Annotated in this window: 9 protein-coding genes; 3 read left to right on the top strand and 6 right to left on the bottom strand. The window is 64.1% G+C overall.

The window, feature by feature from the left end:
- Positions 1–29: 29 nt before the first annotated feature.
- Together C1876_RS07120 and C1876_RS07115 are read right to left on the bottom strand one after the other, a co-directional pair.
- Positions 30–545: a ferritin gene (locus C1876_RS07120; RefSeq protein WP_114546028.1), complete on the bottom strand. Its 516-nt coding sequence runs from the start codon at positions 543–545 to the stop codon at positions 30–32.
- Positions 546–692: 147 nt separating this feature from the next.
- Entirely contained in the window at positions 693–1,982 is a 1,290-nt protein-coding gene (locus C1876_RS07115) for a Fic family protein (protein ID WP_158544641.1), read from the bottom strand.
- Between the two features lie 253 nt (positions 1,983–2,235).
- On the opposite strand from C1876_RS07115, the gene C1876_RS07110 reads away from it, so the two are divergent.
- The 3 genes from C1876_RS07110 to C1876_RS07105 are packed head-to-tail and all read left to right on the top strand — an operon-like array spanning position 2,236 to position 6,266.
- Complete coding sequence (locus tag C1876_RS07110; protein ID WP_123269587.1) at positions 2,236–4,929, top strand: molybdopterin-dependent oxidoreductase; 2,694 nt, start codon at positions 2,236–2,238, stop codon at positions 4,927–4,929.
- Positions 4,930–4,932: 3 nt separating this feature from the next.
- Positions 4,933–5,565: a 4Fe-4S dicluster domain-containing protein gene (locus tag C1876_RS17840; protein ID WP_123269589.1), complete on the top strand. Its 633-nt coding sequence runs from the start codon at positions 4,933–4,935 to the stop codon at positions 5,563–5,565.
- A gap of 5 nt (positions 5,566–5,570) precedes the next feature.
- Complete coding sequence (locus C1876_RS07105) at positions 5,571–6,266, top strand: TorD/DmsD family molecular chaperone (RefSeq protein ID WP_114546026.1); 696 nt, start codon at positions 5,571–5,573, stop codon at positions 6,264–6,266.
- Between the two features lie 60 nt (positions 6,267–6,326).
- Here the strand turns inward: C1876_RS07105 and C1876_RS07100 are convergent, their stop codons facing one another.
- The 4 genes from C1876_RS07100 to C1876_RS07085 all read right to left on the bottom strand — a co-directional run bounded on the left by C1876_RS07100 (position 6,327) and on the right by C1876_RS07085 (position 12,676).
- Complete coding sequence (locus C1876_RS07100; RefSeq protein ID WP_114546025.1) at positions 6,327–7,142, bottom strand: protein-ADP-ribose hydrolase; 816 nt, start codon at positions 7,140–7,142, stop codon at positions 6,327–6,329.
- 75 nt (positions 7,143–7,217) lie between these two features.
- The gene (locus tag C1876_RS07095; RefSeq protein WP_114546024.1) at positions 7,218–8,468 is read right to left on the bottom strand and encodes an Nramp family divalent metal transporter; all 1,251 of its coding nucleotides are present in this window, start codon (positions 8,466–8,468) and stop codon (positions 7,218–7,220) included.
- A gap of 188 nt (positions 8,469–8,656) precedes the next feature.
- Positions 8,657–11,167: a transporter substrate-binding domain-containing diguanylate cyclase gene (locus C1876_RS07090; RefSeq protein ID WP_114546023.1), complete on the bottom strand. Its 2,511-nt coding sequence runs from the start codon at positions 11,165–11,167 to the stop codon at positions 8,657–8,659.
- Between the two features lie 84 nt (positions 11,168–11,251).
- Positions 11,252–12,676 (bottom strand): response regulator transcription factor, encoded by a 1,425-nt coding sequence (locus C1876_RS07085; RefSeq protein ID WP_227114597.1) that lies wholly within the window; start codon positions 12,674–12,676, stop codon positions 11,252–11,254.
- Positions 12,677–12,794 lie beyond the last annotated feature (118 nt).

Here is a 12,794-nt window from a genome sequence, read left to right as displayed (position 1 = left end):
GTATGCCGTGCCGCGGAGGCGCGAGTGCGCTAGGCGGTGGCCAGGGGGCTCGGGACGGAGTAGACGCGGGCAGCGTTCTCCTGGTCGAGGTCGTAGAGGGCCTTCGCGTCGGAGCCGAACAGCTTCATGCGCGTGATCATCTTGTCGGCGTTGTCCTCTTCCTCCTGCTGCTCTTCGATGAACCAGTCGAGGAACTTCATGGTGCGGTAGTCCTTGACCTCGGCCGCAGCAGCGTAGATGTCGTTGATGAGGCTCGTGACGTACTTCTCGTGCGTGAGCGCAGCCTCGAGCGGGGCGAGGAAGTCCGAGAACTCCTTGTCGGGCTGATCGATGGCCAGCAGCTTCACCTTGCAGCCGTTCTCATGCAGGTAGTTGCGGAAAATGAGAGCGTGATCGCGCTCTTCCTTGGCCTGAATCTCGTACCAGTTGGCGAAGCCCTCAAGGCCTTCTTCCTCGTAGTAGTCGGCGAAGGACAGGTACAGGTAGGACGAATACAGTTCCTTGTTGATCTGGTCGTTGAGCAGTTCGTACACACGTGCGTCCATGGATCCTCCTTGGTAGTTCGATTGTTGCTGACACCATGATAAAACTTCGCCGCGCCCACAGAAAACGCCGCAACCCCGCGTCTCCAAAACAACACAGCCCCACTCAACGTTTGGCTGCGCCGTTTGATGGTTGCGACGGCGGCGATCCTAGCGGAAGAAGGACTCGCGAGTGGTGGCTTTGGCGGGGATAAACTGGGTTTGGAGGTGACTCAGGCGCTCGACAGCCTCATGCGCCACGAACATGCGGTTGCGCTTGCCCTCCGTGAGCGGCGTCAACACGTCCAGGTCGACGAGGCGCGCCACAGCCTCGGCTGCCGTCTGATAGCTCTTGCCCGTGATGGCGCTTGCGGACGGCACCGACACGATGGGTATGGCCACGAGATGCGACAGCAATGCATCGAGCGCCGAGCCCTTGTGCATGTCGGTGCATCGGTCGTGCCAGTCGGCTTCGATATCCGTCACGCAGTCGCGGTACAGGTAGGCCAACGGCACGCTGCGCCCCGTTGCGCGGGCGCAGTGCGCCACCCAGCTGTCGAGCGACGCCGATGCCGAGCGCTTCGCGAAATCCTGCCCCGTCTGGTACGGGATGAGCAGCTCGGTATGCTTCCGCGTCTGCACGGCGGGCGTAAGCGAGAAGGGCGGCAGCATGTTTTCCATGAGCCCGCATTGCCGCCAGATGAGAAACGCCAGCATCCGACCCCATCGGTCGAGCCCCTCCGAAACGGGCTTGATGGCCTCCAATTGGAAGTGCGCGATGGCAGACCGGGTAAGCGGCGTGAGCGAGGGGCGGTTGCAGAATTCAACCAGGTCGTCGATGAACATGTCGATCTGCCGATAATCGGGCGGCATATAGCGCACACCGCTGTTGGGGCTTTTCGCCTCGGAACGCGTGTTCGACCCACGGCGCCCGGCATCGCGCTCCTTGCGCGTGCCGCGCATGCACAGCTCGTACAACTTCCACACGTCATCGCTCGTAATACCCTCCGGCTTGGGCTCGTAGCGTTCGATCCACTCGAGCGTCTCGATGCAGCAGAACGCCTCGTACGAAGCCTCGATGGTGACGAGCGGGCTTCCGTGAAACACTTTGCGCAGGTACATCTTCTGCTCGCGCGGGGACGCCTTCCCCACTTCACGGGCGAATTCCAGGTGCAGCAGCTGCATGAGGTCGGGCTCTACCCCGTCACTGCGCACTGTGGCCATAGCCTCCACCCGATTCAGAATCCGGACGAGCGACGCGCCGTACGGGTACGTGCGCGCCATCTCGTCCATGCGGACGAGCGCGATTTCGGTATTCGACTCGGTGGCCAGCGTCTCCCCTCGAAACGAAAACGCACGGTTCGCAATGGCGTGCGGCACATACGTGCTCGTGCCCGAGACTGAACCCGGCGCAACGGGCGCTCGGTCCTGGCCTATCTGGCGATTCTCATCAGCATCCATAGTGACCCCCCCAATCACCTGCTTCGATTGCCCCATTATATCGACCGGGCCCCACCGTGCAGCGCGCACCCGGCAGACGGCGAAAACCGTCGTGGCTTATTGAGGGTTTGGCGCAAAAAGGAAATCATGGCGCATTTTGTTGCCCGTTTTCGGGCAACGCGCCCTCGCACCGCATCCGGCGGTTCCTATAATCCGCCGCAAGCAAGCTGCAGATTGCTGTTCGTGTTCGCATGGCAACAAGGAGGAACATCACATGGCTGACACATACCGCGAGCCAACAACGACGAGCGCCGGTTTCACCCGCCGCTCGTTTCTGAAGTGGAGCGGCGCGATAGCCGCAGGCGCGGCCCTGGCAACAAGCTCGGGATGCGGGCTGACCGAAGCAAACGAAGCGCAACAGGAGGCGGCTGCCGAGGGGCGCTGGGTTTCGGCTCAGTGTTGGGCCGACTGCGGATCGCGCGGCTTCAACAAGGTGTACGTCAAGGACGGCAAAGCGGTGAAGATGGGCACCGATGAAACGCACGAGGATACGCCGAACTGCCCGCGCGTCCGTTCCTGCGCTCGCGGCCGCGCCCAACGCGCGCACATCTTCGGCGCCGACCGCCTGAAGTACCCCATGAAGCGCAAGAGCTGGCAGCCCGGCGGCGGTTCGAACACGAACGGCCAGCTGCGCGGCATCGACGAATGGGAGCGCATCAGCTGGGACGAAGCGCTCGACTACGTCGCCGACGAGATCAAGCGCATCGTGGACACGTACGGCAACGAGGCCATCGTGGTGCCCGGGTTCGTCGCGTCGCTGTTCGGGCAGTGGGATATCGGTCGCATGCTGTCGCTGTACGGCGGCTACATGGATAACTGGGGCGCCTGCTCGTCGGGTGCCTGGGGCTCCATCGCACCGTACATCGGTCTGGCCGAAGACTTCAACGACCGCATCGACATGCGCAGCTGCGATCTCATCGTGCTGTGGGGCTCGAACCCCGCATGGAGCCGCGCCGGCCTTCCCACCTACAACTACCTGCAATCGAAGAAAGCGGGCACACGCTTCATTTCCATCGACATCTTCCGCAACGCCACCGCGCAGGCACTGGCGGACGAATGGGTGCCCGTGCGCCCCGGCACCGACGTGGCGCTGGCGCTCGCTATGGCCTACACCGTGCTGCAGGCCGACGAAGCCGAAGGCGGCGCGCTCATCGACTGGGACTTCCTTGATCGCTGTACCATCGGCTTCGATGCGGCGCATCTGCCCGACGGCGCAGCCGAGCAGGACAACTTCAAGGACTACGTGCTGGGCACCTACGATGATCAGCCGAAAACACCTGCGTGGGCTGCGGAAATCTGCGGCGTGCCGGCCGACGTCATCGAAGAGGTGGCGCTCGAAATCGCGCGCACCGAGAAGGTGGCCATCTGCATGTCCCCGGCTCCGTCGCGCACGACGAACGGCTGTGCGTTGCCGCAAACGATCCTTGCGCTGGGTGCGATGTGCGGCTGCATTGGCAAGCCCGGTTGCATGACCGGCAGCGATGCCGGGCACACCTGGCTCATGGAGGGCATCGACCTCGTGGTGGGCGGCAACATCCAAGGCGACCCCACATGGTTCACGCCAGGCGCGAAGGAGATGCTGGAAAACCCCATCGGCGGCGTTTCACCCTCCCGTTTCACCGGCGCGCCGAACGGCATGTACACGCGTCCGCAGGCTCCTTACACTCGCATCAACGTCAACGAGCTATGGACGTCGGTGCTTGAGGGCACATACACGGCGGGTAAGGACGACGTCCGTCCCTGCAAGACGCAGATGTTCTACCACACGCACTCGAACCTTATGAACCAAACGCCGGGCACGATGCTGGCCATCGAGGCGCATCGCGCGGTCGAGTTCGTGGTAACGCAGAATATCGTGATGACCACCACGGCGAAGTATTCCGACATCGTGCTGCCCATCACCTCACAGTGGGAACGCGTAGGCGACCTCACGCAGGGCTACCGGGAGCAGATTATGCTGTCGAGCCGCGTGACCGAGCCTTTGTTCGAAGCCAAGGACGACCTATGGGTGGCCGAACAGCTGGGGCAACGCCTGGGCATCGACATGGACAAGTTCGTAGTTATGACGCCCGAACAGGAGCTATACAACCAGCTTGCCGCCGCCACCGTCATCAAAGAGGATGGTAAAACGTACGAACCGCTGCTCACCATCACGCAGGAGGATCTCGACGAGATGGGCGTGGAAGGCGCACCGCAGGAGGGCAAGATCACGTACCGTCAACTCAAGGAAAACGGCATCTACCAGGTTCCCCGCAGCGAGAACGACAACTTCGGACATGTGTGCCTCAAGGAATTCCGCGACGACCCCGAAGCAAATCCGCTGGGCACCGTCAGCGGCAAACTGGAAATCTATTCGCCCACGCTGGCCGAAGACCTCAATGCATGCGGTTGGTCCACCGTCGATCCGCTGCCGCGCTACACGCCCGCCATCGAAGGCTATGAGGAAACGTTCGCCGACTGGGAAACCAAAACGAAGGGCGAGTACCCGTTCCAGCTGGTCAGCATCCACACACCCCGCTTCGCCCACTCGACGTTCGGCAACGTGCCCATCCTGCGCGAGGCCTTCGACCACCCGCTGTACATGAATCCGATGGACGGTGAAGCGCTCGGCCTGAAAACGGGCGGCCCCGTGCTGGTCTCGTCGAAATGGGGCAAGGTTGCGCGCCCGCTGCTACTCACCGACATCATGACGCCCGGCGTGCTGGCGCTCGGGCAGGGTGCCTGGGTGGACGTCGACGAGAAGACCGGCGTGGACATGGCCGGCTGCGTCAATGTGCTGAACGGCCCCAACCGCGTCGGGTTCGGGCATCAGGCCTGGAACAGCTGCATCGTCAACGTGGAGCCGTGGGACGGCGGCCTGCTGCCCGATGCCCAGTGGCAACCGCGCGAAGTATTCAAGGAGGCGTAAACCATGTCATCTCAAATGGCATTCTTCATCGATTCGAGCGTGTGCGTGGGGTGCAAAACCTGCGAGATCGCCTGCAAAGATCAAAACGACCTGTCCGTCGGCCCACGCCCGCGCTACGTGCGCGAATTCCACGGGGGCACCTGGGTGGCCGACGAGCAGGACCCCACGGTGAAGCGTCAGGAGGGCGTCTTCTCCTACAACGTGTCCATGGGGTGCAACCACTGCGCCAACCCCGCCTGCGTCCCCGCGTGCCCGCAGGGCGCCATGCAGAAGGACCCGGACACGGGCATCGTGTGGAGCGACCCCGAGAAGTGCATCGGCTGCGGTATATGCGCGCTGGCCTGCCCGTACGGCGCTCCGCAGGTGGAGCAGGGAGCCGACAGCATCCGCAAATGCAACTTCTGCAAGGATCTGTTGGCCGAAGGCAAGGCTCCGGCCTGCGTCGAGACATGCCCCATGCGAGCGCTCGACTTCGGCGACTACAACGACCTTGTGGCGAAGTACGGCGACGTGCGCGATGTGGCGCCCCTTCCCTCGTCGAGCGAAACGCAGCCCTCCATCGTCATCAAGCCACACCGCGACGCGAAGTACGACCTAGCTGACGGCTACTCGGTCACGCTGTATCCTGAAGGGTGAGCGGGATGAACGCAACGAACACCGGCGCAGGCCCGGCGAACGACGAGCAGCTTGACGGATACCGGCTGCTGTTCGGCCTCGTGGGGAAGCTGTTGTACCTGTATCCGCAGCAGGACTTCATCGACGGGCTGCTGCGCGACGAGGCGTTTCTCGACTGGCCGCTCGTTGAGGATGATCCGACGTTCGCAGAGGGCGTCAGCCTGCTGCGCGACTGGAACGAGCGGTACCGCGCCGGGCTGGACGACGAGGCGGCGGGCGCGTTGCGCACTGATGCAACCCGCTTGTTCGCCGGCCTGCAAACCATGGCGGTTCCGCCGTGGGAGTCGGTGTACTTCAACAAGGAGCGCATGATCTTCCAGGAACAGACGCTTGAAGTGCGCACCTGGTATCGCGACTACGGCATGCAGATAGCCCAGTTCAACCACGAGCCGGAAGACCACATCGGCCTCGAACTCGATTTCGTTTCCCACGTGCTTAGCCTGGCGTTCAACGCTGGAATCGACACTGAGCAGGGCGCGAGCCACCGTGCGGCGGCCGTGCGCTTCGTTGAAGAGCATCCGCAGCGGTGGGCTTCCACCTGGGCAGAGAAGGCGGCGGCAACTGCAGCCACCCCGTGGTATCGCGGCCTCGCCTTGGTAGTGCCGCCCATGCTGGACGGCTTCGCCCGCACCTACGCGCTCGAAGCCTGCGTCGCCTGCTAAGGATTCGGGCTCTTCACGACGCTCCCAAGGGGTTCCTTCCCTCCCGGCCCCTTGGGAGCTTCACCCCAGCAATTCGCGGTAGAGCGCTTCGTCTTCGGGGCCGAAGACGTTGAACACCACGCGCTTGAGGCGGCCGCGTCCGCCCCCGCATCCCGCCGCGTCCGCCTCGAGCCAGGCGCGCACGGCCTCCACCGCGATGCGGGCTGCGCGGTCGCGCGGGAAGCGGAACTCGCCCGTGGAGATGCAGCAGAACGCGAGAGACGCGCAGCCCGCCGCCGCAGCCGCATCGAGGCTCGCGCGGTAGCATGACGCCAGCTGCTCATCCTGCGCCGCCGTGGGAACGCCCGAGGGCACCATGGGGCCCACCGTGTGCACCACGAAGCGCGACGGCAGGTTGAACGCGGGCGTCACCTGCGCAGCGCCCACCGGCTCGTCGTGACCCTGCGCGCGCATGAGCTCGGCGCAGGCCAGGCGCAGCTGCATGCCCGCGTACGTGTGGATGGCGTTGTCGATGCAGTGGTGCCCGGGGATGAAGCACCCCAGCAGCTTGCTGTTCGCCGCGTTCACGATGGCGTCCACCGCAAGCGTCGTGATGTCGCCGCGCCACAGCACGAGGCGCTCGTCGAGGGGCGAGGCGGGCAGCGTGTCCGCAACGGTCACGCCGGCAAGCGCGATACGCGAACGCAGCACGGCGTCCTGCTGCTCCACCACGTCGGCGGGCACCGGTCGCGGCAGGCGCATGTTCATGAGCGAGCGCGCCAGCGTCCACCGTTCGTCGGGGTCGTCCGGCACGACAAGCCCCTCGTATTCGGCTCGCTCCTCGGCAAGAAACGCCACCAGGCGTCCCAGCGCCTCGTACGCGTCGATCTCGTCCATACCGTCCTCCATACTCCCAAAACAAAGGCGCCCGCCAAAGCGGCGGGCGCACCAACATATTGCCTGCTCGCGCGCCTACGCGCCAATGAGCGCCTGCAGCGACGTCAGGAAGCTGGACATGTTGCGGTAGCACATGAACAGCGTGATGACGATGATCACCACACCCGCGCAGTTCGCGAACGCGTGGTTCTTCCACTTGCCCAGATCCTTGCCGTTCGCGCAGTACAGCACGAAGAACGCCATGATGGGCAGCAGGATGGCGTTCGCCGCCTGCGCCACAAGGATGAGCTCGGTGGGGCTCTTGCCCAGCGCCACGGCCATCACGCAGCCGGCCACCAGCACGATGATCCAGATGATCTTGAAGCGCAGGTCCTTCGTCGTCTTCTTCCAGCCCAGCACGCCATTCACGGCGTACGCGGCGGAGAACGACGCCGTGATGGCGCTCGAGAAGCCCGCGCACAGCAGGCCGAGGCCGATCATCCACGTGGCCCACGAGCCCAGCAGCGGCTGCAGCGCCAGCGCCATGTCCTTGCCGTTCGTCACCACGGCGTCGGTGCCGTAGATGTTGGCGGCGGCGCAGATGAGGATGGCCATGGAGATGATGCCGCCCAGGCCGATGCTCAGGACGGTGTCGAAGCGGGCGTCGGACACCTGCTCCGGGTCCTTGAAGCGCTCGGAGGCGCCGGACGCATGGAGGAACAGGTTGTACGGCACGATGGTGGTGCCGATGAGGCCGACGGCCGTCAAAATGCCCTTCGACCCCTCTTCGGGCAGCGTCGGCACGAAAAGACCCGTGGCGATGGCGCCCCAGTCGGGCGACGACGCGAGAGCCGTCACGAAGAACACCACGCCCATGAACACGACGATGACGGTGAGGATGACCTCGACCACCTTGTACGAGCCAATCCACATGGCGATGAACGCCAGGATTCCCAGCACGATGACGATGGGAATCATCGGGATGTCGGGCGTGACAGCCTGGATGCCCAGGATACCGCCCGTGATGTTGCCCGTCTCGTACGCGATGTTGCCCACGAAGATAGCGATGATAACAATCACGATTGCAATCCACATAAGCGTTTTGTTGGGAATACGATCGCGGATGTTTTCACCCAAACCCTTGCCCGACACGATGCCGACGCGCGACGCCATCTCCTGGAAGATGATGGTGGCAACGGTGGCGAACAGCAGCGCCCACAGCATGGTGTAGCCGTAGCTCGCACCGGAAACCGTGCACGTGGTGACGGTGCCAGGGCCGATAAAGCCTGCAGCCACGAGGGCGCCGGGGCCGACGTTCTTGAATTTCTGCACGATAGAACTGCTCATGCCCTCTCCTTTCCAAACTTCTCTCACTGAATTCCTGATGCCGCACGCCGCCTTCCCCGAAGTACAATATGCAGCGCGACGTGCGATTATCCCCTACTTTATCAGAACAGAGCCCCAGCGTATACCAAGGTGAGCAAAGGAATGCGCCGGAGGGAACGCCCGCTCGGCGGCGAGCAGCGCGCGCAGGCTCAGTCCTCGGGCGCGATGGTGCACCGGTTGCGTCCCTCGTTCTTCGCCTCGTACAGCGTGTCGTCCGCACGCCGGTACGCTTCGTTGAACGTCTCGCCGGCGCGCACAAACACGCCGCCGATGCTGACGGTGGGATGCAGCGACGCCGTCTCGTACGCATGGTGCTCGACGGCAAGCCGAACGGCATCGCACTTCTCCTGCAACGCCTCGGCGGAATCGCGGTAGTCCAAATACACCATGAACTCGTCGCCGCCCAATCGGCCCACCACGTCGCTCGTGCGAAAGCTCTCGCGCAGCAGACGCGCCACGGCTTTGAGCACATGGTCGCCGGCCAAATGACCGTAGCGGTCGTTCACGTCTTTGAAGTTGTCGATGTCGATGACAAGCAGCGCGGCCTCGTGGTCGCCCTGCAACGCGCTCATGCGATGCTTGATGCGCTGCCGCATGGTCTCGGCGTTCAGCACGCGCGTGAGGCTGTCGTGTTCGGCGCGGGCGATGAGCTCGTCTTTCTCGTTGCGCTCTTCGTCGATGCCCTCCACCTTGCCCATGGTCATCACGAGGTGCCCCGTCTCGTCGCGCACCGGCTCCACGGTGACGCGCACCCAATGCATCTCGCCGTCGTCGCCGGGCGATTGCAACTCCTCGGTTCGACGCGTGTCCGAAAGCACCATGTCGGCGAACGCGCGCAGCCGCTCATCGCGCGGAGCCTTCGGCGACGAGGGAAACGACACGACACGCTGCTGCGGAGCCCCGCCTTCGTCGGCCCCCGGCACGATCACCATGAGCTCGCCCTTGGCCCAATCGTACTCGAAGAAGTGATCGTCGCACAGCGTGTACATGCGCAGGCGCTTCTTCATGTCCATGGCCGTTTTCGCCTTCGCGCGCGTGCGCTGATACAGGATGATCAGCACGAGCACCACCACGACGAGCACCGCCGCCGCAACCATAACGGCCGCCTGCAAGGGGTTCGCCATCAGGTAGTCCAAGGTGTTGAAGCGGGTGTCGCGCAACACGTTGGCATTGACCACCGCCTGCATTTCCGTCTCGGACAGCGACCCCACGGCCTTGTCCAGGATGCCCAGCAGCGCGCCGTCGAACGTCCGGGACACGCCGAAGCACAGGCGATGGGGTTCATAGGTTTGAGGCGACACGCGAATACCCTGGAAGGTAGGGGTGTTCATGTAGTATTGCACCACGTATTCGTCGGCGTACGTGTAATCGGCCTCGCCGTCGATCACCGCCTGCACGCAGGCGGGCGCGCCGTCGTAGCTCTCCGGGCTGCCCACGAAGTCGCCGCTGTAGCGACTCGCGGAAGAGAGCGCCAGGCGCTTCCCTTCGATGTCGCCTTCCAATACGGAATCGTTTGCCACGAGCAGATACGAAGCCGTCGCATACGGCTGCGAAAGGTCGACGCCCTCGGTGCGCGCCGCGTCGAAGTCGTATTCCGCGCCGGCCATCATGTCGATGCGCCCCTCGCGCAGCATAGCTTCAAGCTCGTCGCGCGACGCTGCGGACACGTATTCGAACCGCAGCCCCGATTTCTTGGCTATCGCATTCAGCAAGTCCACCGCAATGCCGCGCAGCTTGCCATCCTCTTCGTACTGATACGGTTGCTGATTCGCCTGCACGCCCACCCGCACCGTGCCCGCCGTCTTCACGAACGCCTGCTCGGCCTCCGTCATCACGAACGCCGATGCCGTTTTGGAAAAGTACTTGTCGAACAGTTTGGAACCGAACGTCGCATCAACCGCGTTGATGCGCTCCATCGCCCGACTCAATTCCGAAGCGAGCTCGCTACCGCGCTGCATGGCGAAGTATTCAGGGCGCGCGCCGCAATGCGCCTCGACGCGCATGCCGTCGAGCGCGCTCATGTTCGAGGTGAGCAGCACGTCGGCGCTACCGATGCGCACGGCGGCGTTCTGCTCGGATCGGTCGGCGCATTCGATAAGCTCGAGCTCGACGCCCTTCGCCTTCGCGTAGGCTTGCAGGTCTTCTACAAGCGCGGGCGCGTTCGCCACCGCTACGCGCAGCTTCTCGCCAGCCTTGTCCTCCCAAGGATCGCTTCGCTCGGCGGGGCTCAGCAGCACTGCCTCAAGCGTGGCGTAGCTCTCGTCGGATAGGGAGAATCGACCGGCGTTGTCGCCCGTGGCGAACGCGCCCGAAATGAGATCCACCTCGTCAGCCTCAAGCATGGCGGCCGCTTCGAAGTACGCATCCGGACCTTCGGCGTCGACGGGTACGAATTCGTAGTCCCAGTTGGCGTACTGCGCGATGCGCTCAAGGTACTCGTAAGTGTAGCCCGATCGCTTACCTTGGGTATCGGTCCACATCACCTGAGCTTGCTGGGAAAAGGCCACGCGCACGATGCGCGGCTCGCCGCCGTCGTCGGCGTGAGCGGGGGATGCGAAACAGCACGCCAATACCAGGGAGCCGAGAAGCAGCAGCGCACCGCTCGCGGCACGTTGCAGCCCCCTTCGTATGCACTCCGCGATCGACTCCGACCCCGCCATGCACGCTCATCTCCCGCGATCGCAGCCTCCCTGGCAAACTACCCTCAACCAGAAGTATAGCGCAGCCGGGTGGCGTATGATACCTCAGTCGGCGCGCTCGATGAGGTCGATCACTTCGTCGCGCGAATGCACGTCGAGCTTCTGGTAGATGGACTTGATGTGGTACTTCACCGTGTTCTCCGACACCACGAGCTTCTCGGAGATGGCGCGCGCCGTGCGCCCCTGCCCGAGGTGCACGAGAATCTCGGACTCGCGCGGCGTGAAGCCGTACTCTTCGGCCACGTGCGCGCAGCGCGCCTCAAGCGCGTCGCCCTGCTGCTCGGCCGTGGGCGCGCCGCCTTCGGGAACCGCGTCGATGCCGCGCAGGTTCTTGTCCTTGAACAGGAACATCGACACCATGGCCAGCAGGTACACCGCCACGAGCGCCACCGCCGTCACGGCGATGTCGCCCTGCCCCAGCGTGTGCGCGTTCAACATGCCCACGAGGGTGCCCGCCATCTGCGCGCCGTTCGTGCACACGAGCGAGCACGAGAACAGCAGCGCCGCCGGCAGCTTGGTGTCGTGCACGGTGTGCGCCACCATGCACCACAGGATGATGCCCGCCACGAGCGTTCCCAACTGCGCGCACGCGTTCGCCAGGCCGCCCACGCCGTTCCAGATGAGCGGCAGCAACAGGAAGCCCGCCGCCGAAAGCGGCAACGCCATGCGGTACACCGATCCCAGGCTGGGCTGGTTCTTCACGAACAGCGCGGGCAGCAACAGCACCGCGATGACCACTGCCTGCGTGATGAGCGCGGTGGATTGGAACGTGCCGAGGGGAATGGCCTGCGACAGCGACAGTTGCAACATGAGGCCGCTCATGAACGAGAGGATGGCCGTGCCCAGCACCGGGCGCCACAGCGCCGACAGCGCACCCTTGAACACCGGAGCCGAATACTCTTCGGCGATGGGCGCCCGCGCCGCCAAGCACTGCCGGCAGAACACCACCGAGGCGAAGAACAGCACGGCCCCCACCGGCAGCATGGCAACGGAGGGCAGCAACGTGACGAGGAAGTACACCACGAGGCTCAGCCCGCTGCTCATGAGCACGAACAGGTACACGCGCCGCAAGTCGAACGTGCCCGAGAAGCGCGCCCACAGCAGGTTGATCAGCGCGTCGCCCGCACCGAAGAACAGGCCGCCCGCCACGAGCCACGGCACCAGCTCGTCAAGCGGCACGAACCCCGCGAACTGAAACGCCATGCGCGTGACGATGAACCCCGTAGCCGCCACACCGGCGCACACGAGGATGAACGCCGACGACGACCCGCGCCCCGCACGGCGCGCGAGCCCGATCATAGCCGCGTACACCACCATGCGCGCGGCGATCACCGCCACGAGGAACAGCGATTGCACGAGCGCGCCCGATTCGCCGAGCGACGTGAGCACGGTGGGCGACTCGAACGACATGTAGCCGAACACCAGATACAGCGCATAGCCGCTCATGAACACGATGTCGCGCGTTCGCATTCCCGTGAACAGTTCCTTCAAACAGCCCATCGGCCCTACCCTCCGTCTGTTTTCCCTGTCAGTGTATCCCATCCGTTTCGTTTCGTCACTTGCCCATCGGGCGTTTTCAGTCTACCCA

This window comes from Eggerthella sinensis, from assembly GCF_003339815.1.
In the GTDB taxonomy this organism is placed as follows: domain Bacteria; phylum Actinomycetota; class Coriobacteriia; order Coriobacteriales; family Eggerthellaceae; genus Eggerthella; species Eggerthella sinensis.
The sequence above is the reverse complement of the archived record's forward strand: the minus strand, read 5'-3'. Positions and strand labels throughout refer to the sequence as shown.